This window comes from Nonomuraea sp. NPDC046570 (assembly GCF_040645915.1).
In the GTDB taxonomy this organism is placed as follows: Bacteria; Actinomycetota; Actinomycetes; order Streptosporangiales; family Streptosporangiaceae; genus Nonomuraea.
Map to the genome: position 1 here is coordinate 257,863 of NZ_JBEYZF010000002.1, position 21,511 is coordinate 279,373.

At 69.6% G+C, this 21,511-nt stretch carries 20 protein-coding genes; 10 read left to right on the top strand and 10 right to left on the bottom strand.

Translation table 11 applies throughout. From position 1 onward, the window contains the following. The first annotated feature begins 53 nt into the window (after positions 1-53). On the top strand, positions 54-851 hold the full coding sequence (locus ABZ911_RS04845; protein WP_358051931.1) for a L,D-transpeptidase family protein: 798 nt from the start codon (positions 54-56) through the stop codon (positions 849-851). Between the two features lie 90 nt (positions 852-941). Then, on the top strand, positions 942-1,232 hold the full coding sequence (locus ABZ911_RS04850; protein ID WP_358051933.1) for a hypothetical protein: 291 nt from the start codon (positions 942-944) through the stop codon (positions 1,230-1,232). On the opposite strand, the gene ABZ911_RS04855 is transcribed toward ABZ911_RS04850, so the two are convergent. Continuing rightward, positions 1,222-1,857: a helix-turn-helix domain-containing protein gene (locus ABZ911_RS04855; protein ID WP_358051934.1), complete on the bottom strand. Its 636-nt coding sequence runs from the start codon at positions 1,855-1,857 to the stop codon at positions 1,222-1,224. The two genes, ABZ911_RS04850 and ABZ911_RS04855, sit on opposite strands and share 11 nt — an antisense overlap. A gap of 90 nt (positions 1,858-1,947) precedes the next feature. Here ABZ911_RS04855 and ABZ911_RS04860 point away from each other — a divergent pair, with 90 nt between their 5' ends. The 3 genes from ABZ911_RS04860 (at position 1,948) to ABZ911_RS04870 (ending at position 4,585) form a co-directional block, all read left to right on the top strand. Next, complete coding sequence (locus ABZ911_RS04860; protein ID WP_358051935.1) at positions 1,948-3,135, top strand: cytochrome P450; 1,188 nt, start codon at positions 1,948-1,950, stop codon at positions 3,133-3,135. Positions 3,136-3,147: 12 nt separating this feature from the next. Continuing rightward, a complete protein-coding gene (locus ABZ911_RS04865; RefSeq protein ID WP_358051937.1) occupies positions 3,148-3,342 on the top strand; it encodes a ferredoxin in 195 nt (64 codons plus the stop codon). Between the two features lie 796 nt (positions 3,343-4,138). Further along, positions 4,139-4,585, top strand: a complete 447-nt coding sequence (locus ABZ911_RS04870; protein ID WP_358051939.1) for an SAV_6107 family HEPN domain-containing protein — start codon at positions 4,139-4,141, stop codon at positions 4,583-4,585. 607 nt (positions 4,586-5,192) lie between these two features. On the opposite strand, the gene ABZ911_RS04875 is transcribed toward ABZ911_RS04870, so the two are convergent. The 9 genes from ABZ911_RS04875 to ABZ911_RS04915 form a co-directional block, all read right to left on the bottom strand. Continuing rightward, positions 5,193-5,687, bottom strand: coding sequence for a transcriptional regulator (locus tag ABZ911_RS04875; RefSeq protein ID WP_358051941.1), 495 nt, complete (start codon positions 5,685-5,687; stop codon positions 5,193-5,195). Between the two features lie 330 nt (positions 5,688-6,017). Continuing rightward, complete coding sequence (locus tag ABZ911_RS04880; RefSeq protein WP_358051943.1) at positions 6,018-6,884, bottom strand: universal stress protein; 867 nt, start codon at positions 6,882-6,884, stop codon at positions 6,018-6,020. Further along, entirely contained in the window at positions 6,881-8,305 is a 1,425-nt protein-coding gene (locus ABZ911_RS04885) for an amino acid permease (RefSeq protein ID WP_358051945.1), read from the bottom strand. The genes ABZ911_RS04880 and ABZ911_RS04885 overlap by 4 nt, the downstream gene beginning before the upstream one ends. A 22-nt stretch (positions 8,306-8,327) precedes the next feature. After that, positions 8,328-9,263 (bottom strand): carbamate kinase, encoded by a 936-nt coding sequence (arcC, locus tag ABZ911_RS04890; RefSeq protein WP_358051947.1) that lies wholly within the window; start codon positions 9,261-9,263, stop codon positions 8,328-8,330. A gap of 1 nt (position 9,264) precedes the next feature. After that, positions 9,265-10,266 (bottom strand): ornithine carbamoyltransferase, encoded by a 1,002-nt coding sequence (gene argF, locus ABZ911_RS04895; protein ID WP_358051949.1) that lies wholly within the window; start codon positions 10,264-10,266, stop codon positions 9,265-9,267. A gap of 9 nt (positions 10,267-10,275) precedes the next feature. Continuing rightward, positions 10,276-11,523 carry an arginine deiminase gene (locus tag ABZ911_RS04900; protein WP_358051950.1) on the bottom strand — a complete coding sequence of 416 codons (1,248 nt, stop codon included), beginning with the start codon at positions 11,521-11,523 and terminating at the stop codon, positions 10,276-10,278. Positions 11,524-11,530: 7 nt separating this feature from the next. Then, positions 11,531-12,952, bottom strand: coding sequence for an amino acid permease (locus ABZ911_RS04905; RefSeq protein WP_358051952.1), 1,422 nt, complete (start codon positions 12,950-12,952; stop codon positions 11,531-11,533). 75 nt (positions 12,953-13,027) lie between these two features. After that, a complete protein-coding gene (locus ABZ911_RS04910; protein WP_358051954.1) occupies positions 13,028-13,261 on the bottom strand; it encodes a DUF3040 domain-containing protein in 234 nt (77 codons plus the stop codon). A gap of 65 nt (positions 13,262-13,326) precedes the next feature. Further along, the gene (locus ABZ911_RS04915; RefSeq protein ID WP_358051956.1) at positions 13,327-14,235 is read right to left on the bottom strand and encodes a F0F1 ATP synthase subunit gamma; all 909 of its coding nucleotides are present in this window, start codon (positions 14,233-14,235) and stop codon (positions 13,327-13,329) included. A gap of 149 nt (positions 14,236-14,384) precedes the next feature. On the opposite strand from ABZ911_RS04915, the gene pyrR reads away from it, so the two are divergent. The 5 genes from pyrR to carB are packed head-to-tail and all read left to right on the top strand — an operon-like array spanning position 14,385 to position 21,498. Next, the gene (gene pyrR / locus ABZ911_RS04920) at positions 14,385-14,918 is read left to right on the top strand and encodes a bifunctional pyr operon transcriptional regulator/uracil phosphoribosyltransferase PyrR (protein WP_358051958.1); all 534 of its coding nucleotides are present in this window, start codon (positions 14,385-14,387) and stop codon (positions 14,916-14,918) included. Next, positions 14,915-15,832, top strand: a complete 918-nt coding sequence (locus tag ABZ911_RS04925) for an aspartate carbamoyltransferase catalytic subunit (protein ID WP_358051960.1) — start codon at positions 14,915-14,917, stop codon at positions 15,830-15,832. The genes pyrR and ABZ911_RS04925 overlap by 4 nt, the downstream gene beginning before the upstream one ends. Next, positions 15,832-17,121 carry a dihydroorotase gene (locus ABZ911_RS04930; protein WP_358051962.1) on the top strand — a complete coding sequence of 430 codons (1,290 nt, stop codon included), beginning with the start codon at positions 15,832-15,834 and terminating at the stop codon, positions 17,119-17,121. Before ABZ911_RS04925 ends, ABZ911_RS04930 begins: the two co-directional genes overlap by 1 nt. Further along, positions 17,118-18,224 (top strand): glutamine-hydrolyzing carbamoyl-phosphate synthase small subunit, encoded by a 1,107-nt coding sequence (gene carA, locus ABZ911_RS04935; RefSeq protein ID WP_358051964.1) that lies wholly within the window; start codon positions 17,118-17,120, stop codon positions 18,222-18,224. Before ABZ911_RS04930 ends, carA begins: the two co-directional genes overlap by 4 nt. Continuing rightward, a complete protein-coding gene (gene carB, locus ABZ911_RS04940) occupies positions 18,211-21,498 on the top strand; it encodes a carbamoyl-phosphate synthase large subunit (RefSeq protein WP_358051966.1) in 3,288 nt (1,095 codons plus the stop codon). The genes carA and carB overlap by 14 nt, the downstream gene beginning before the upstream one ends. The last annotated feature ends 13 nt before the right edge of the window (positions 21,499-21,511 follow it).

Genomic DNA, 21,511 nt, shown 5'->3' on the forward strand with positions numbered 1-21,511 from the left:
TGCCTTGAAGCTGCGCATATGGTCCTTTGATTCGATCGTTAACGAATGAGAGGATGGTCTACGTGGTGGCTCGACGGCAGCTCGGCCTGGCTGCTCTTCTGACGGCGGGGGCCGTCACTCTCTCGGTGTCCGCGGCGGGCGCCGCGCAGGCGACCGCGCCGCAGCCGACCGGCGTGGCCCAGGTGCTCTCGGCACCGGCCACCGTGACCGCGCCGGACGAACGGCTCAAGCTCGGGGACAAGGGCGGCGCCGTCAAGTGGCTGCAGAAGCGGCTCAAGATGCTCGGCTACCTGCCCGGCAAGACCGACGGCAGGTACGGCGGCACGACGCTGGCCGCGGTGTGGGCCTTCCAGAAGGTCAACGGCATCAAGCCCACCAGCACGATCGGCCGCGCCACCTGGGACGCGCTCGAAGCGCCCATGGAGCCGAAGGTCCTGGTCAGGAACGGCGAGTCGACCAGAGCCGAGGTGAACCTGACCAAGCAGATCATGGTCCTGTACGTCGGCGGCCAGGTGAAGCTGATCACCCACATCTCCTCGGGCAGCGGCGTCGCCTACTGCGAGACCGCCTCCTGGCAGGGCAAGACGCAGCGCTTCTGCGGCAGCGCCACCACGCCGACCGGCAACTTCAAGACGACCTGGCGCAGGTCCGGCTGGCACCGCTCCTACCTGGGCAAGCTTTACAACCCGATCTTCTTCAACGGCGGCATCGCCTTCCACGGCGCGTTGTCGGTACCGCTCGCGCCCGCCTCCCACGGCTGCGTGCGGCTGCCCATGAACGTCGCCGAGGCGCTGCCCGGCCTGCTCGGCAAGGGCGTCCCCGTCCATGTGCGGGGGAGGTTCAGGGGGTAGCCGGTGAGTAGCCCCTACTCATGCGGGGGGCCGCGGGGCGGTCGCATCCTGGCCTGGTCAGGCAGGGAAACGCACTCCGTGGGAGGCATCGTGGCGAACAACGCGGGACGGCTGAAGCTGGTCGGGCACATCAGCCTGGACTTCGAGGTGTACGAGCTGGAGGAGCTGGACGACGCGGCGCGCCAGGCGCTGAACGCCGACCCCTTCACGGTGATGCGCGGCTACATCGAGGACACGGGGCAGGCCGTGAACGGGATGTACATGGACGAGATCATGCTGAAGGCCAGCCCGGACGGCGGCGCGCCGCCGCCGCCGACCCAGTGGCACTGCGAGAGCCCGGGGCCGCACTTCTCGAAGTGGATCTCCATCGTCATCCAGTGAGCCGGGACGCCCTGTCGAGCGTCGTCAGGCCGCCGACGGTGACCTCGACCGCTCTGCGGACCGCGGCGTACACCAGCTCGGGGGGGTCGCCGCGCTCCACGGCGGTCATCGCCGCCAGCTTCGAGGCGCCGACGATCGCGCCCACCGCGGCCGAGGCCTCGATCAGGTCGAGCTCGCCGGGGAAGGCCCGCGCCAGCGCCCGCGCCAGCTGCTGCTGGCTGTCGAACAGCAGCAGCAGCGCGCGGGCCTGCAGCGCGGGCACCGTCATGATCAACCGGACCTGGACGGGGCCCAGCACCGGGTCCAGGCCGACGGCACTGGGCCGCGCGGACAGGCTCTGCTCGATCGCGCGCACCAGCAACTCCACCACGCTCTCGCCGGGGCGGCGCGAGCCGATCAGCTCGACGGCCCGGTGGAGCCGGGTGTCGCCGTCGAAGAAGATCACGTCTTCCTTGCCGGCGAAGTAGCTGAAGAAGGTGCGCGTCGACACCTCGGCGCTCGCCGCGATCTCGGCCAGCGTGGTCTCCTCGTAGCCCTTCTCCGCGAAGAGCCTGAGCGCGCCCTCGACCAGGGCGCGCCGGGTACGCAGCTTCTTACGCGCGCGCAGCCCGCCTTCACCTGACATGTCGGCACTGTAACATGATTGCAGTCGTTGAAATTTTGCAACGAGCGAGGTTTTATGGAAGCCGTTCGTCACCTCACGAAGGGGAACGGCATGACAGATCTCACGCTCCCGACCGAACGGCAACAGCCGCTCGACCCGCCGCAGGAACTGGCGGGGCTGCGCAAGGAGGATCCGGTTCAGCGGCTGAGGTACCCCGACGGGCACCTCGGCTGGCTCGTCACCGGCTACGCCGAGGCGCGTGCCGTACTCGCCGACCCGCGCTTCAGCAACCGGCCCGAGCTGGCGCACGCGCCCATTCCGGAGCGGCTGGTCCAGCAGCGTGCCCAGATGACGCTGCCGCCCGGCTTCTTCCTGCGGATGGACGCGCCCGAGCACACCCGCTACCGGCGGCTGCTCACCGGGCAGTTCACCGTGCGGCGGATGAAGGAGCTGGAGCCGCGCGTCGCGGAGATCACCGCCGAGCGGCTCGACGCCATGGAGCGGTCGGGGCCGCCTGCCGAGCTGGTGGCCGACTTCGCGCTGCCCATCCCGTCGCTGGTCATCTGCGAGCTGCTCGGCGTGCCGTACGAGGACAGAGAGCGGTTCCAGCGGGACTCCGCCGTGCTGGTGAGTCTTGAGAGCAGCATCGAGGACCTGGCGGCGGCCGTCACCGACCTGCTGGCGTTCCTGCGGGCGCTGATCGAGCGCAAGCGGGCCGAACCGGGCGGCGACCTGCTCAGCGGGCTCGTCGCCGGCGGCGAACTCGACGACGAGGAGCTGAGCGGGGTCGCGCTGCTGCTGCTCATCGCCGGGCACGAGACCACCGCCAACATGCTCGCCCTCGGCACGTACGCGCTGCTCGGCGACCCCGCCCAGCTCGCCATCGTGCGCGACGAGCCCGAAGCGGTGGACGGCGCCGTGGAGGAGCTGCTGCGGTACCTGTCCATCATCCACCTGGGGCCGACGCGGACCGCGCTGGAGGACGTCGAGCTCGGCGGCCACCGGATCGCCGAAGGCGAGGCGCTGACGCTCTCCGTGCCGGCGGCCAATCGGGATCCGTCCCGCTTCGATTCGCCCGATAGGCTCGACCTCAGGCGGGAGGCGCACGGACACCTGTCCTTCGGGCACGGCATCCACCAGTGCCTCGGGCAGCAGCTCGCCCGGATCGAGATGCGCATCGCCTACCCGGCGCTGCTGCGGCGCTTTCCCGGGTTGCGGCTCGCGGTGCCGGAGGGGGAGGTGCCGATGCGGACGGACATGAGCATTTACGGCGTGCACCGGCTTCCGGTGACCTGGTGAGGAGAATTCGGGATGAAGGTCTCAGGCGATACGACGGTGTGCATCGGGGCGGGGATGTGCGTGCTCACGGCCCCGGACCTGTTCGATCAGAGCGAGGAGGAGGGGACGGTGGTGGTGCTGGTGGCCGAGGTACCGGCCGGCTTGGAGGGGGCCGCGAAGCGGGCGGTCCAGCTGTGCCCTTCTGGCGCGATCTCCATCAACCCCTGACCTGACAACAGCCTCCGCACCCCCCTCACCAACCTCCCCCCACCCTCCCGCCTGCCCCCACCCTTCTGCCTGCCCACGCCGCTATCTCTCGCCATTGCTCGGCGTTTTGCCTTCTGACCTCGCTTTCTGACCCTCGCCTTCTTGTCGTGCTCGGCGCCTACCTGACTCGTGCAGCACTTTCACCTCGCTCCCTTCGCCTAGCATCGACGGGGTCCCAGACGCGTCCTGGTTCGCGTCCCGCTTCTCCCGGTCCGCTTCGGCTGTGGATCTCCGCTCAAGGGCGTCTGATCCGGCGTTCTTTGCTCTCGGACGCCCTCCTTCGCTCAGGCGTTCTTCGCTCAGGCCGGACCTCGCCGGTGGCGGCGAAGACGCGTCGTCCGGCTCGTCTCCCGCTTGCTCAGCCGCGCCCCCTGTCGGGTGTCGGTCCCCCGAAGGTTTTGGAGCTTCGCGCAGATGAAGCCCGCTGGGGTTTCGCCATGATCGAACCTGTGTTCGTTGAATCGGTTGACATTCGGGGTGATCGAAATTATGTTCGATGCAGTGGCGTGAGGCTCGCGGCTCACGCCAAAGGGCCTGGTCGTGGGCTTCGCATCCCCCATGTGAAGCCCGCGGGCAGGTCCCCGGGCGAAGGGCGCGTCCTCGTCGTCGGCGGAGACGAGTGGGCGTGTTCTGGCCGGACGGGGAGAGGGGAAGCTCCTCGTCCGGCCGCCCGGCGGAATTGTCGGTGGGGCCTGCGATTCTGGGCTTCACCGGTGGAAACGCCGGGAGCCGCCACGACCCGAAGGAGGCTGGCAAGATGACCCAAAGGCTCAGCGACACGCGCGGGCCCCGGTTGTCGCCCGCAGTCCGGGCGCACCTCAACGACTCCCGCAACTGCCTGGCCGAGGCGGGCACCGCCCGCACCCCGGCCACCCGATACGTGTCGGCCCACCTGGCCGCACTCCGCGCGGCGGCGGCGATCCTGGCCGCCCGCCCCCGCCCGATGGAAGGCCGCAGGCGCCGTCTCCGCAGCGCCTGGGAGCTCCTCCCCGAAGTCGAGCCCCGCCTGGCCGACTGGGCGGCCTACTTCTCGGTGAGCGCCGCCAAGCGCGCCCGCGCCGAGGCGGGCCTCACCCACGGCGTCACCACCACCGACGCCGACGAACTCCTGGCCGAAGCTGAGACGTTCGTCTCCACCGTGGAAGAACTCCTCGGCGTCCCAGTCCAGCCCTCTCTCCCCGCCCACGTCCCCCTGGCAGGCTGACCAACACCCAAACCACCCCAGCCAGCCTGACCAACACCCCAAACCGCCCACCCAGCCTGACGACCTGCTCTCAGGCCCAATTGGCCTGCTCCCCTCAGGTCTAACTGGCTTGCCCTCGGCCCGACTCGCCCGCTCCCAGGCACATCCCGCCTGACGCCCCGACTTCGCATGCCCTCACGCTGCGCAGACCCTCCGCACCGCGCCCGTGCCTGCACCGCCACGCATGCCTCTATCCACGCTCAGGCCCTCTTGCCCGCGTTGTGTGCCCATGGTCCGCGCTCGGGCCCTCAGTCCCGCGCCGTGCCCTTCTGCCGCCGCACGCATCTGTACAGCCCTGCCCTGGACGCGGTAGAGGCTGCCACAGCCGCTTCGAGCCCTGCCTTCACACCCAGTGCCAGGACGCGGGTGAGACTGCCACAGCCGCTTCGAGCCCAGCCTCCGCACTCAGTGCCAGCCGTCCAGCTCGGAAGACGCCGGCAGCGGCCGTTCCCGGCGACCCCGACCCCCGGCACGGCTGCGGCCCCGGACCGCGAAGGTCCGGGGCCGCAGCCGGCTCGCGCCGGAGTCGGGGTGACCGAAATCCCTTGGGGGAGTCGGATGACCTCAGTTAGAAAGACTCGACCGCCCGGCGGGCCTCGGCGTCGAGGACGCCCCAGCTGATCAGTTCCTCGGTCAGCTCGCTAGGCGACTTGTCGTATATGACCGCCAGGGACCGCAGGTCCTCCTGCCGGATCGACAGCACCTTGCCGTTGTAGTCGCCGCGCTGGCTCTGGATGGTGGCCGCGTAGCGGGCGAGCGCGCCGGCCTTCTCCTTGGGCAGGGTGGCCAGGCGCTCAAGGTCGATCACAAGCTTCGGCACGGGCCCGAGCGGGCTGGGGGCGGCGCCGCCCGGCAGCAGCTCGGAAACGGGCACGCCGTAGAAGTCGGCAAGCTCGGCAAGCTTCTGAACCGTCACAGCTCGGTCGCCACGCTCGTAGGAGCCAACGACGACGGCTTTCCAGCGTCCGCGCGACTTCTCCTCGACCCCGTGCAGGGAAAGACCCTGCTGGGTGCGGATGGCGCGGAGTCGTGCACCCAGCGACTTGGCGTACTCAGACGGCATCGTGTGGCCCCCCGGCTCTGGTTATGTACAGCTCTCAGTAGATTGTGCTCCCTTGCGGCATATGCCTGAACCACCGGGGGGTGGGTGCCGGGGTAGGCACCTTCGGTAGCTGTTGGCACTGGGTTTACCCCAGTACGCCGCGAGGTGTGGTTACGGACAGTGACGGTAAAGCGGTGGACGCCGAAGGTCAAGCTGATTGGAAAAAAGATGCCGAATCCGGTCCGAGAGGGTCCGCGTTAAAGGTCGCTCTTGTCCCACCGAGAACAGTACTTCGCGAGCGTTCGCCAGGAGTGCAAGGTGTGGCGATCGTTACACCGTGTACACAAAGCGTCAGGCCGGTTGCCGGGTGAGGATCATCACCGGGCACGGCGCGGCGCGTATGATCTTGATCGAGGTGTCGCCGAGGAAGACTCGGCGCAGGGGGCCCGATTCGCTGGAGGCACAGATGATCAGCTCGCCCGGCAGCCAGCCGGTCTGGCCGAGCGCGTCGGCGACGGTCCTGCCCTCCAGCATCTCCCCGTCGATCTTGACGCGCCGCCTGCCCCGGGTCGCGGCCTTGAGGTCGACGGCGGCCTGCTCGCGCAGCCGCTCGTGCATCTCCTCCTCGATCTTCGCCTTACGCCCGCTGCTGAGCACCAGCGTGACCAGGCGCAGCGGCACGTCGAGCGAGGCGGCCACGGTGGCGGCCAGCTTGACCGCCGCGTCGCAGCCGGGCCCGCGCCGGTAGGCGACGGTGAGCCGCTCGAAGGCGGGCGGCGGGGTCTCGCCGTACCCCTTGGGCGCCAGCAGTACCGGCACCGACGAGGAGTGCAGGAGCTGGTCGGCGGTGCTGCCCAGGGAGATGCGGCCCTTGGCGCCGCGCGGCGACGAGCCGATCACCACGACGTCGGCGGCGGACTTGCGGGCCAGCTCGACCAGCCCGCGACCGCTGCCCCGGTGGAAGCTCATGACGTACTCGGCCTTGTCGCCGACCAGCTCCCTGGCGTTCTCGAGGGCAGCGGTGCCCTGCTCCCTCAGGTAGGCCAGCCACGCGCTCTCGTCGGCCCGTCCCGGCCCTGGAGTGGTCCAGGGAGGCGGTTGCACGGTCGCCACGGTCAACCGGGCCCCGGCCTGCCCGGTGAGGAGCACGGCCAGCCTCAGCCCGTCCCGGCCGCGTGACTCGGGGATGAAGCCGGTCAGCACGTGTTCGATCTTCATTTGGGCACCTCCGTGTTGAGGCGGGAGTGGCGGTAGCCGTAGGCGAAGTAGGCGAACAGGCCCACGACCATCCACAGCAGGAAGGCCACCCAGGTGACCCCGGCGAGCCCCGCCATGACCAGCACGCAGAAGATGACGCCGAGCACCGGCGTGACCGGGAACAGCGGCGTGCGGAAGCTGCGCGGCAGGTCGGGCCGGGTACGGCGGAGCACCAGCACCCCGACGTTGACGATCGCGAAGGCGAACAGCGTGCCGATGCTGGTCGCCTCGGCGAGCTGCCCCAGCGGGATCAGCCCGGCGAGCACGGAGACGAAGCCGGCCACGATCAGCGTGTTGGCGACCGGCACCTGGCGGCGCGGGTTGACCTTCTGGAAGACCCGCGGCAGCAGTCCGTCCCGGGACATCGCGAACAGGATGCGGGTCTGGCCGTACAGGACGGTCAGCACGACGCTGGCGATGGCGATGACCGCGCCGAAGGAGACGATGAGGCCGGCCCAGGTGGCGCCGGTGGCCAGGTCGACGATCACCGCCAGGCTGGCCTCGGTGCTCTCCGGGTCGAAGTCCTGCCAGGGCATGGCGCCGATCGCGGCCACGGCCACGGCCACGTAGATGACGGTGACGATGACCAGGGAGAAGATGATCGCCAGCGGCAGGTCGCGCTTGGGGTTCTTGGCCTCCTCACCGGCGGTGGAGGCGGCGTCGAAGCCGATGTAGGAGAAGAACACCTGGGAGGCGGCGGCGGTGATGCCGGCAATGCCCATGGGGGCGAACGGCGTGAAGTTGCCCGCCTCGAACGCGGTGAAGGCGACGACGCAGAAGAAGACCAGCACCGCGACCTTGATCAGCACGAAGATCGCGTTGGCGGTGGCGCTCTCCGAGGCGCCGCGCAGCAGCAGCCAGGTGGCCAGCAGGACGATGAGGATCGCGGTCAGGTTGATCACGCCGCCCTGGTCGCCCGGGGAGTGGGTGATCGCGGCGGGCAGCGTCCAGCCGAACAGTCCCTCCAGGAAGTTGTTGAGGTACTCGCCCCAGCCCACCGAGACCGCGGCGACGGACACCGCGTACTCCAGCATGAGACACCAGCCGCAGACCCAGGCGATGAGCTCGCCCAGGGTCGCGTACGCGTAGGAGTAGGACGAGCCCGACACCGGGATCGTCCCGGCCAACTCGGCGTAGGACAGCGCCGAGAACAGGGCCGTGATGGCGGCCAGCACGAAGGCCAGGATCACGGCGGGGCCGGCCTTCGGCACCGCCTGCCCCAGGATGACGAAGATGCCGGTCCCCAGCGTCGCTCCGACGCTGAAGAGGGTCAGCTGCCACAGGGACATGGTGCGGCGAAGTTCGCCGCCGACCCCGTGGCCGCCTTCTGCCACGATCTGGTCGGTGGGTTTGACGCGGAACAACCGCTGGGCCAGTGCCACGCGACACCTCCTCGGTGACGTCTTAGAGTGTGCTGGCCAGAGGCCAGGTGGCGTTGGGCGTGACGATGGTGCCGGACGTCCCGTCGAGGATCTCCAGCGCCTGGTCGAGCTTGCCGACGGCGGCCATGTCACCGGTGGTCTCGACGAACCGGCACATCGCTTCCACTTTGGGCCCCATCGAGCCCGCCGGGAAGTCGATGGCGCGCAGCTCGTACGGCGTGGTGTGACCGATCTCGGCCTGCTGCGGCGTGCCGAAGTCCTTCATGATCCGCGGTACGTCGGTGAGGATCAGGAACGCGTCGCACTCCAGCGCCTCGGCCAGGACCGACCCGGTGAGGTCCTTGTCGATGACCGCCTCCACGCCGGACAGCCGGCCGGCCGAGTCGCGGATCACCGGGACGCCGCCGCCACCCGCGCAGACCACCACGACGCCGTCGCGGACGCTCTTGCGGATCAGCCGGGTCTCCACCACGCGCTGCGGCATGGGGGAGGGCACCACGCGCCGCCAGTACTGGCCGTCCGGCTTGACGATCCAGCCGTTCTCCCTGGCCAGCTTCTCCGCCTCGGCCTGGTCGTAGACCTGGCCGACGAACTTGGTCGGATCGTCGAAGGCCGGGTCGACCGCCGACACCAGGGTCTGGGTGACCATGGACAGCACCTGCCGGCCCGGCAGCGCGTTCTGCAGGGCCTGCAGCATCCAGTAGCCGATCATGCCCTGCGTCTCGGCGCCGATCGTGTCCAGCGGGTACGGCTTGCTCAGGTTGGGGTCGCCCGCGCTCTCCAGCGCCAGCACGCCCACCTGCGGGCCGTTCCCGTGCGTGATGATCAGCTCGTGCCGCTCGGCCACCTGGGCCAGCGTCTTGACGGCGACGGCCACGTTGCCCATCTGCAGCTCGGCGTCCGGCTTGTCGCCGCGCCGCATCAACGCGTTGCCCCCCAGGGCGACCAGGACGCGCATGTCAGTCCCCCAGGGTGGCGACCATGATGGCCTTGATGGTGTGCAGCCGGTTCTCCGCCTCGTCGAAGACGATCGACCTCGGCGACTCGAAGATCTCCTCGGTGACCTCGAGCGCCTCGTGGCCGGTCTTCTCGAACAGGTCCTCGCCGACCTTCGTCTCCCGGTTGTGGAAGGCGGGCAGGCAGTGCATGAACTTGACGCCCGGGTTCCCGGTGGCCTTCACCACCTCCGCGTTCACCTGGTACGGCATGAGCAGCTTGATCCGCTCCCCCCACACCTCCTTCGGCTCGCCCATCGACACCCACACGTCGGTGTAGAGGAAGTCGACGCCCTTGACGCCCTTGCCCACGTCGTCGGTGATGGTGATCGTCGCCCCGGTCCGCTCGGCCAGCGCCTTGGCGGGCTTGACCACCGTGGAGTCGGGCTGCAGGGACTTGGGCGCGACCAGCCGTACGTCCATGCCGAACATGGCGCCGGTGACCAGCAGCGAGTGCCCCATGTTGTTGCGCGCGTCGCCCAGGTAGGCGAAGGAGACGTCGTGCAGCGGCTTGTCGCTGTGCTCCTGCATGGTGAGCATGTCGGCGAGCATCTGGGTCGGGTGCCACTCATCGGTCAACCCGTTCCACACCGGCACGCCCGAGTAGGCGGCCAGCTCCTCGACGTTGGACTGCTTGCTGCCGCGGTACTCGATGCCGTCGAACATCCGGCCGAGCACCCTGGCGGTGTCCTTGACCGACTCCTTGTGGCCCATCTGCGAGCCCGTCGGGTCCAGGTAGGTGACGTGCGCGCCCTGGTCGTGCGCGCCGACCTCGAAGGCGCACCGGGTGCGGGTGGAGGTCTTCTCGAAGATCAGCGCGATGTTCTTGCCCCTGAGGCGGGGCTCCTCGATGCCGGCGTACTTGGCCGCCTTCAGGTCGGCCGCCAGCCTCAGCAGAAAACGGAACTCCTCGGGCGTGAAGTCGAGCTCTTTGAGGAAGCTGCGGTTGCGAAGGTTCAAACCCATGACACTCCCTCAGATCCCGTCGCGCTCTAGCGGGCAGCTCATGCAGCGCGGCCCGCCCCGGCCTCGTCCCAGCTCGCTGCCGGCGACGGTGATGACCTCGATGCCGTTCTTGCGGAGGAAGTTGTTCGTGGTGGTGTTGCGCTCGTAGGCGACGACCACCCCGGGCTCCAGGGCCAGCACGTTGCAGCCGTCGTCCCACTGCTCGCGCTCGGCGGCGTAGACGTCCTGGGTGGCGGTGAGGATCTTGATGTCGTCCAGGTCGATCGCCCTGGCGATGGCCTTGTGCATGTCCTCCGGCGCGTGGTCGGTGACCTTGAGCTCCTTCTCGATGTCCCCGGGCTCGATCGTGTACGAGGGCAGCATGCCGAGCCCCGCGTACTTCGTGAACACGCCCACGTCCACCATGGTCATCACGGTGTCCAGGTGCATGAACGCCCTGGCCTTCGGCATGTCCAGCGCGACGATCTTCTTGGCCGAGCCCGTCTTGAACAGGTTGTGCGCGAGCATCTCGACAGCCTGCGGCTGGGTGCGCTCGCTCATCCCGATGAGCACCGCCCCGCGCCCGATGACCAGCACGTCGCCGCCCTCGATGGTGGCGGGCGCGACCGAGGTGCCGGGCATCCAGATGTTGAACCCGCCCGTGGCCGGCGAAGTGCCGTAGCCGGAGGCGAAGGTCGGGTGGTACCGGTAGACGGCTTCGAAGTTCACCGTCTCGTTCTGGCGCGCCTTCTTCTTCATCGCGTTGATGGAGACGCCGTCGTAGATCCAGCACGAGGTGTCGCGGGTGAACAGGTGGTTGGGCAACGGCGGCAGGATGAAGTCGTGGTCGTCCATGGCGTGGAAGGCCACGCTCCTGGGGTCGGCGCCGTGCTCCCTGATCTCGCTCTTGGTGATGCCGCCGGTGAGGAACGGCTGCAGCTCCTTCGACGGCATCGCGTCGAGCGTGTTGCGGATGGCGTCGGTGGACATCGGCCCGAGCCAGCGCTCGTCGACGACGCGGTCGAGGATGTGCTTGCGCGCCTCCGGGATGTCGAGGGTCTCGCGCAGCAGGTCGGCCAGCATGTAGACGGTGATGCCCCGGTCGCGCAGCACCTGCTGCCACGCCTCGTGCTCCTCCAGCGCCCGCTGCACCCACAGCACGTCGTCGAAGAGGAACTCGTCCTTGTTGGTCGGGGTGAGACGCTTCAGCGCCAGCTCTGGCTTGTGCAGCAGCACCTGGCTGAGCCTGCCCACCTCGGAATCGACATGAAAGGTCATGGTTTCGCTATCCCCTGTGAGAGCCGTGAGTTACTTCGAGCGGGCCGTACTCTCCCCGCCTGGACTTCACCCAGATGTAGACCGGCACGCCCACCAGCAGCATCAGCGTGCCGCCGAGGACCGCGTCGGCGCCGGAGCCGAAGGCCATCCAGAACGCGAACAGCAGCGCGATCACGCTGATCGTCACGTCGCGGGCCAGGCGCTTCTTGTGCACCTCGCGGGCCCCCGTCATCAGCCAGAAGAGCTGGGCCCCCGCGGAGAAGAAGTACGGGATGACGGTGGTGAAGGACGCCAGCAGCACGATCGTGTTGAAGGCGTTGGCGGAGGCGTAGGCGACCAGCAGCATCGCCGAGGTGAGGATCGTGCCGACCAGGATGCCGACCACCGGCGCCCCGCGCCCGGACTCCTTGGTGAACATGCGCGGGAACATGCCGTCCTTGGCGGCGGCCATCGGCATCTCGGCGACCAGCATGGTCCAGCCGTTCAGCGCGCCGATGCCGGAGACGATGGCGCACGCGGCCATGGCCAGGCCGCCGATCGACCCGCCGAACATGTTGTTGAGCGCGTCGGCGAAGGGCGCGGTGGAGTTGACGAGCTGGTCGTGCGGGACCGTACCCATGACGGCCACGGTGCTCAGCATGTAGAGCGCCGCGCAGGCCAGCACGCCGATGAGGCTGGCCCGGCCGATGTTGCGGACCGGGTCCTTGATCTTCTCCGCGGCGATGGCGACGCTCTCCACGCCCGAGTAGATGAACAGCGCGACCGCGCCGGCCAGCGAGATGGCGCCGATCCAGCTGCCGTCGGTGGCGTTGAACTCGCCGAAGTTGGCGCCCTGGATGAAGAACAGGCCGACGACCGCGATGAACAGCAGCGGCGCGAACTTCAGCACGGCGGTGACGAGCTGGAAGGCGGCCATGTTCTTGGCGCCGAGCAGGTTGACGAACGCCGGGATCCACAGGCCGACCAGCGCGATGACGATCGCGGCGAACGTGCTGTTCCAGTTCAGGCCGAAGACCTGCTGGACGAAGTACTGCACGTAGCCGACCCAGGCCACCGCGATGGCGGCGTTGCCGATCCACGCCGTCAGCCAGAACGACCAGGCGTTCCAGAAGCCGACGAACTCGCCGAAGGCGTCGCGGGCGTAGGCGTAGGGACCGCCGCCCGCGGGAAGGCGGGCGCCGAGCTTGCCGAAGACCAGCGCCATGGCGATGGCGCCGATGGTGACCAGCCCCATGGCGATGATGCTGACCGTGCCGAACGCGGCCAGCGAGGCGGGCAGCAGGAAGATCCCGGTGCCGACGATGTTGCCGATGACCAGCGCGATCGCCGCGCCGAGGCCGAGGTCGCGACCCGGTGCGGTGGAGACGCCGGCCACCTCGGCCTCTGTGGTGCCCAGGTCGGCGTCACCCGGCCGTTGAGGTTCCCCCATGGTGCCCCCCGGCACTGAAATCCCCCGATGGATCTAACATCGGGTGACTTCCCATGCGCGGAGAGCGCAAAACGCCTATCCGGCGTTACTGGTGAGAAGAAGGGCAAAAGCGAAGATCGCCAGGCAGATGGCGAGCAGCGCGACCGGCCAGGCGTCCCAGCGGGAGGTGATGCGCTCGGCGGTGACCATGCCGCTGCCGTGCTCGGAAAGGCTGCGCACCAGCGCGGGGTCGTCGTCGGCGAGCTGGCGGGCGATGGCGTCGAGCGCGGTGCGCTCGCGAGCGGTCAGTGCTTTTTCCGGCCGGGCCACGTGAAACCTCCCTCAAAAGACTTGAGAGAGGTTTTATAACCTTTTGTCCTGTTTTGCCAAGTCGTTCAGTGGTGCTTGAGCGCCTCCGCGCCGCCCGAGATCTCGTTGATCTCCGTGGTGATCTCCGCCTGCCTGGCGGTGTTCGCCTCGCGGGTGAGCGTGTCGATCAGCTCGTGGGCGTTCTCGGTGGCCGACATCATGGCGGTCCGCCGGGCCGCGTGCTCGGCGGCCGCCGCGCTGAGCAGCATGTACCACACCCGCGAGCGGACGTACTTCTGCAGCATCTCGTTCAGCACCGCCTCCGGCGTGGGGTCGAACTCGTAGGGCGCCTTGGGCACCCGGCCGCCCTCGGCGCGCTCCTCGACCTCGACCTCCTCCACCCCCAGCGGCAGGATCCTGGTCACCGTGGTCTCCTGGTTCAGCATCGAGACGAACTCGGTGTGGACCACGTGCACCTCGCCCACCCCGCCCTCGCGGGTCGGCATGTCGAACGCGTCGATGAGCCGCCGGCCGACCTCCGCGGCGGTCGCGTAGTCGGGCTGCCCGCTCATGCCCGTCCACCACCCGTCCATCTCGCGGTCGCGGAAGCTGAACCACTCCACGCCCTTCCTGCCGAGGACGTAGAAGGTCGGCTCCTTGCCCTGCTGCCGGCACAGCGCCGCCAGGGCCTGCCCCTGCTTGATGACGTTGTGGTTGTAGCCGCCGCAGAAGCCGCGGTCGCTGGTGAGCAGCAGGATCGCCACACGGGAGGTGTCGGGCCGCTCGTTCAGCAGCGCGTGGTTCATCCGCATGTGATGACTGACGAGCACCGACACCGCCCTGGAGATCTCCCTGGAGTACGGCTCCGCCGACGCCGCGCGAACTCTCGCCTTGCCCACCCGCGAGGAGGCGATCAGCTCCTGCGCACGGGTGATCTTCGCGGTCGACTTGATGGACTTGATCCGCTGGCGAATCCGCCGTAGCTGAGCGCCCAACGTAACCCCCCGATCACATTGTGTCGTGAAACAGCCTAGCGTGACCCGTACCCCGGCCCATCGTGGCTGGTGGGTGCTGGTACTGTGACTCCGACCGACACCCTTTTAAGACCCGTCCAGTGAGGCGGGAAAGGCGGTGAGTTCTCCGCATGTCCGAACCCAGGGCCGTTCTCGAAGGCCCGGACATCCACCGGGCGTTGACCCGGATCGCGCACGAGATCCTCGAGCGCACCAAGGGCGCCGCAGGCGTCATCCTCCTCGGTATCCCTACCCGCGGCGCGACCCTCGCTCACCGGCTCGGCGAGCGCATCGAGCAGTTCGAGGGCGTCAAGATCCCGGTCGGCTCGATCGACATCACGATGTACCGCGACGACCTGCGCCTGCGCCCCGCCCGCCCGCTGGGCCGCACCGAGCTGCCGCCGGAGGGCGTCGACGGCAGGACCGTCGTCCTCGTCGACGACGTGCTCTACTCCGGTCGCACGGTCCGCGCCGCGCTCGACGCGCTCAACGACCTCGGCCGTCCCACCGCCGTGCAGCTCGCCACGCTGGTCGACCGGGGACACCGCGAGCTGCCCATCCGCGCCGACTACGTCGGCAAGAACCTGCCCACCGCCAAGAGCGAGAAGGTCAAGGTCTATCTCCAGGAGATCGACGGGCGCGACGCAGTGGAGCTGATCAAGTGAACCGGCATCTCATCTCCGCGGGCGACCTGACCAAGGACGACGCCCTGCTCATCCTGGACACCGCCGAGGAACTGGCCAGGGTCTCGGAACGGTCCATCAAGAAGCTGCCGACGCTGCGCGGCCGTACCGTGGTGAACCTGTTCTTCGAGGACTCCACCCGCACCCGGATCTCCTTCGAGGCCGCCGCGAAGCGGCTGTCGGCGGACGTCATCAACTTCTCCGCCAAGGGCTCCAGCGTCTCCAAGGGCGAGTCGCTCAAGGACACCGCGCTGACCCTGGAGGCGATGGGCGCCGACGCCGTCGTCATCCGGCACGGCGCCTCCGGCGCGCCGCACCGGCTGGCCGACTGGGTGCGCGGCAGCGTCGTCAACGCCGGCGACGGCACCCATGAGCACCCGACCCAGGCACTGCTCGACGCCTTCTCCATGCGCCGCCGCCTCGGCTCGCTGGAGGGCCGCAAGGTCACCATCGTCGGCGACGTGCTGCACAGCCGCGTCGCCCGCTCCAACGTGCTGCTGCTGGACACCCTGGGCGCCGAGGTCACGCTGGTCGCGCCGCCCACACTGGTGCCGGTCTCGATCGGCACCTGGCCGTGCGAGGTCTCCTACGACCTCGACGCGGTGCTGCCCAAGTCCGACGTCGTGATGATGCTCCGGGTGCAGAAAGAGCGGATGAACGCCGCCTACTTCCCCAGCGAGCGGGAGTACTCCCGCCGCTACGGCCTGGACCGCGAGCGGTTCGCCAAGATGCCCGACGAGGCGATCGTCATGCACCCCGGGCCGATGAACCGGGGCATGGAGATCGCCGCCGAGGTGGCCGACTCGCCGCGCTCGACCATCGTCGAGCAGGTCGCCAACGGCGTGACCATCCGCATGGCCGTCCTGTACCTGCTGCTCGGGGGAGAGACCGCGTAATGATCATCAAGAACGTACGGATTCTCGGCGGCGACCCGCGCGACATCCGCGTCCGCGACGGCGTGATCGCCGAGATCGGCGACAACCTGGAGGCGGACGGCCAGGTGATCGACGGCGCGGGCGCCATCGCCCTGCCCGGTCTCGTCGACCTGCACACCCACCTGCGCGAGCCGGGCCGCGAGGACGCCGAGACCGTGCAGACCGGCACCCAGTCGGCCGCCCGCGGCGGCTACACCGCCGTGCACGCCATGGCCAACACCATGCCCGTCGCCGACACCGCCGGCGTCGTCGAGCAGGTCTGGCGCCTCGGCCAGGAGTTCGGCCACTGCGACGTGCAGCCGGTCGGCGCCGTCACCGTCGGCCTGGAGGGCAGGCAGCTCGCCGAACTCGGCGCGATGGCCGACTCCGCCGCCCGGGTCAGGGTCTTCTCCGACGACGGCAGGTGCGTCGACGACGCGGTGCTGATGCGCCGCGCCCTGGAGTACGTCAAGGCCTTCGACGGCGTCGTCGCCCAGCACGCCCAGGAGCCCAAGCTGACCGCGGGCGCCCAGATGAACGAGGGCGTCATCTCCGGCCGGCTCGGCCTGGCCGGCTGGCCCGCGGTCGCCGAGGAGGCGATCATCGCCCGCGACTGCCTGCTGGCCGCGCACGTCGGCTCCCGCCTGCACGTCTGCCACGTCTCGACGGCCGGTTCGGTGGAGATCATCCGCTGGGCCAAGTCCAAGGGCTGGAACGTCACCGCCGAGGTCACCCCGCACCACCTGCTGCTCACCGACGAACTGGTCGAGCGGTCGCCGAACGGCGCCTACAACCCGATCTACAAGGTCAACCCGCCGCTGCGCACCCGCGAGGACGTCGAGGCACTGCGCGCGGCCCTGGCCGACGGCACGATCGACATCGTCGCCACCGACCACGCCCCGCACCCGGTCGAGGACAAGGAGACCGAGTGGGCCGCCGCGGCCATGGGCATGGTCGGCCTGGAGACCGCGCTCAGCGTGGTCCAGGAGGCCATGGTCGACACCGGGCTGCTCGACTGGGCGGGCGTCGCCGAGCGCATGTCGGCCATGCCCGCGCACATCGGCCGCCTGGCGGGCCACGGCCGGCCGCTCGCGGCCGGCTCCCCGGCCAACATCACCCTGTACGACCCGGCCGCGCGCACCCAGGTGGACCCCTCCGCGTTCGCGTCGAAGAGCCGCAACACGCCTTACGAGGGCATGACGCTGCCGGGCCGGGTGCTTGCCACGTTCCTTCGCGGCAAGCCCACCGTTCTCGAAGGGAAGCTCGCTTGAGTAACGCCGTCCTCGTCCTGGAAGACGGCCGCGTCTTCCACGGAACCCCTTACGGCGCCGAGGGTGAGACGTTCGGTGAGATGGTCTTCAACACCGGCATGACCGGCTACCAGGAGACCCTCACCGATCCGTCCTACCACCGCCAGATCGTCGCGATGACCGCCCCCCACATCGGCAACACCGGCGTCAACGACGAGGACCCCGAGTCGGGCCGCGTCTGGGTGGCGGGCTACGTCGTCCGCGAGCCGTCGCGCGTGGTGTCCAACTGGCGCGCCGACCGCTCGCTCGACGACTACCTCAAGGAGCAGGGCGTCGTCGGCATCGCCATCCCCGGCACCCGCGCCCTCACCCGCCACCTGCGCGAGCGCGGCGCCATGCGGGCGGGCATCTTCAGCTCCCCGTCCGAGCCACTGGAGGCCCTGACCGAGCGGGTACGGCAGGCGCCGTCCATGACCGGGGCCGCGCTGGCCGCCGAGGTCGCCACCGCCGAGCCGTACGTCGTCGAGGCCATCGGGGCGAAGCGGTTCACCGTGGCCGCCGTGGACCTGGGCATCAAGGGCATGACCCCGCACCGGATGGCCGAGCGCGGCTGCGAGGTGCACGTGCTGCCGGCCACCGCGACCTACGAGGACATCATGGCCGTCCGGCCGGACGGCGTGTTCTTCTCCAACGGCCCCGGCGACCCTGCCACCGCCGACGTCACCGCCCTGCGCCAGGTGCTGGAGGGCGGCACGCCGTTCTTCGGCATCTGCTTCGGCAACCAGCTCTTCGGCCGCGCGCTCGGCCTGTCGACCTACAAGCTCCGCTACGGGCACCGCGGCGTCAACCAGCCGGTACGGGACGTCCGCACGGGCAAGGTGGAGATCTCCGCGCACAACCACGGCTTCGCCGTCGAGGCGCCCCTCGACGGCCCGTTCGACACCCCGTACGGCCCGGCCGAGGTCAGCCATGTCAACCTCAACGACCGGTGCGTCGAGGGCCTGCGCCTGCTCGACGGGCGCGCCTTCAGCGTGCAGTACCACCCCGAGGCCGCGGCCGGCCCGCACGACGCCGCCTACCTGTTCGACGAGTTCTGTGAGGTCATGACCCGTGCCCAAGCGTGAGGACATCAGGTCCGTCCTGGTGATCGGCTCCGGGCCGATCGTCATCGGGCAGGCGTGCGAGTTCGACTACTCCGGGACCCAGGCCTGCCGCGTGCTGCGGGACGAGGGCTTCCGGGTGATCCTCGTCAACAGCAACCCGGCGACGATCATGACCGACCCCGAGTTCGCCGACGCCACCTACGTCGAGCCGATCACCCCGGAGTTCGTCGAGAAGATCATCGCCAAGGAGCGCCCCGACGCGCTGCTGCCCACCCTGGGCGGGCAGACCGCGCTGAACACCGCGGTCGCGCTGCACGAGGCGGGCGTGCTGGAGCGGTACGACGTCGAGCTGATCGGCGCCGACTTCGACGCCATCCAGGCGGGCGAGAACCGCGAGCTGTTCAAGGAGATCGTCGCCAAGGTCGCCCGCGAGCGCGGCCTGAACGCCGAGTCGGCCCGCTCCCACGTCTGCCACACCATGGACGAGTGCGTGGCCGCCGCGGACCAGCTGGGCTACCCGGTCGTCGTGCGGCCCTCCTTCACCATGGGCGGCGTCGGCTCCGGCTTCGCCTACGACGAGACCGACCTGCGGCGCATCGCCGGAGCCGGCCTCGACGCCTCGCCGACCACCGAGGTGCTCCTGGAGGAGTCCATCCTCGGCTGGAAGGAGTACGAGCTGGAGGTCATGCGCGACCGGGCCGACAACGTCGTCATCGTCTGCTCCATCGAGAACATCGACCCGATGGGCGTGCACACCGGCGACAGCGTCACCGTGGCGCCCGCGCTCACCCTGACCGACCGCGAGTACCAGAACATGCGCGACGTCGCCATCGCGGTCATCCGCGAGGTCGGCGTCGACACCGGCGGCTGCAACATCCAGTTCGCGGTCGACCCGCGCACCGGCCGCATGATCGTCATCGAGATGAACCCGCGCGTGTCGCGCAGCTCGGCGCTGGCCTCCAAGGCCACCGGCTTCCCGATCGCGAAGATCGCGGCCAAGCTGGCCATCGGCTACACCCTCGACGAGATCCCCAACGACATCACCAAGGTGACGCCGGCCTCCTTCGAGCCGACCCTCGACTACATCGTGGTCAAGGTGCCCCGCTTCGCCTTCGAGAAGTTCAAGGGCGCCGACCAGACGCTCACCACCCACATGAAGTCCGTGGGCGAGGCCATGGCCATCGGCCGCTCCTTCGCCGAGGCGCTGCAGAAGGCGCTGCGGTCGCTGGAGAAGAAGGACTCGTCGTTCTCCTGGGCGGGTCCCGTCGGCGACCGCGAGGAGCTGCTGGCGGCCTGCCGTACCCCGCACGACGGGCGGTTGCGCACCATGCAGCAGGCCATCAGGGCGGGCGCCGGAGTCGAGGAGCTGTTCGCGGCGACCAGCGTCGACCCGTGGTTCCTCGACCAGCTCATGCTGCTCGACGAGGAGGCGCGGGCCCTGGCCGCGACGCCCGAGCTGGACCGGGACGCGCTGGAGCGGGCCAAGCGGCACGGCTTCAGCGACGCGCAGATCGGCGAGATCCGCGGCGTCGGCGAGGCGCGGGTCCGCGACCTGCGGCACGCGCTCGGCCTGCGGCCCGTCTACAACACCGTCGACACCTGCGCCGCCGAGTTCGCCGCCAAGACGCCCTACCTCTACTCCACCTACGACGAGGAGAACGAGGTCCCGTACGGCGACCGGCCCAAGGTGCTCATCCTGGGCAGCGGGCCGAACCGCATCGGGCAGGGCATCGAGTTCGACTACGCCTGCGTGCACGCCTCCTTCGAGCTGTCGCGGGCCGGGTTCGAGACCGTCATGGTCAACTGCAACCCCGAGACCGTCTCGACCGACTATGACACCTCCGACCGGCTCTACTTCGAGCCGCTCACCCTGGAGGACGTCCTGGAGGTCGTGTACGCCGAGCAGCAGACCGGGCCCGTCGCGGGCGTGATCGTGCAGCTCGGCGGGCAGACGCCGCTCGGCCTGGCGCAGGCGCTCAAGGACGCGGGCGTGCCCGTCGTCGGCACCTCGCCCGAGTCGATCCACCTGGCCGAGGAGCGCGGCGCGTTCGGGCGGGTGCTGGCCGAGGCCGGACTGCCCGCGCCCAAGCACGGCACCGCGCTGACCGTCGGCGAGGCGCAGGCCATCGCCGACGAGATCGGCTACCCGGTGCTGGTGCGCCCCTCGTACGTGCTGGGCGGCGCCGGCATGGCCATCGTCTACGACGACGTGACGCTGACCACCTACATGGCGGCCCAGGAGGGCGGCCACCCGGTGCTGGTCGACAAGTTCCTCGACGAGGCCATCGAGATCGACGTGGACGCGCTCTACGACGGCGAGGAGCTCTACCTCGGCGGCGTCATGGAGCACATCGAGGAGGCCGGCATCCACTCCGGCGACTCGGCGTGCGCGCTGCCGCCGATCACCCTCGGCGGCAACGACATCAAGCGGATCAGGGCCGCCACCGAGGCCATCGCGGCCGGAGTGGGGGTCAGGGGCCTGCTCAACGTCCAGTACGCCATGTCGGCGGGCGTGCTGTACGTCCTGGAGGCCAACCCGCGCGCCAGCCGTACCGTGCCGTTCGTGTCCAAGGCGACCGCGACGCCGCTGGCCAAGGCGGCGGCCCGGGTCATGATGGGCGCGACCGTCGCCGAGCTGCGCGCCGAGGGCATGCTGCCGGCCGAGGGCGACGGCGGCACGCTGCCGTTGGACGCCTCGATCGCGGTCAAGGAGGCGGTGCTGCCGTTCAACCGCTTCCGCGGCGTCGACATCGTGCTCGGCCCGGAGATGCGCTCGACCGGCGAGGTCATGGGCATCGACGAGTTCTTCGGCATCGCCTACGCCAAGTCGCAGGCGGGCGCCTACGGCGAGCTGCCGGTCAAGGGCCGCGCGTTCGTCTCGGTGGCCAACCGCGACAAGCGGGCGATGATCTTCCCGGTACGGGCGCTGGCCGATCTGGGCTTCGAGATTCTGGCCACCGAGGGCACCGCGGAGGTGCTGCGCCGCAACGGAGTCCATGCCAAGATCGTGCGAAAGCAGAGCGAGGGGAGGGGACCCGGCGGTGAGCCGACGATCGTGCAGTGCATCCTCGACGGCGAGGTCGACCTCATCGTGAACACGCCGTTCGGCAGCCCCGGGCAGTCGGGCCCGCGCCTCGACGGCTACGACATCCGCACCGCCGCCGTACTGCGCGGGATCCCGTGCATCACCACCGTGCAGGGACTCGCCGCGGCCGCGGCGGGCATCCAGGCCATCGTCAGGGGCGATGTGGGCGTACGGTCCCTCCAGGAGCACGCACGAGCCCTTCGGGGGTAGCAACACGGGAGGG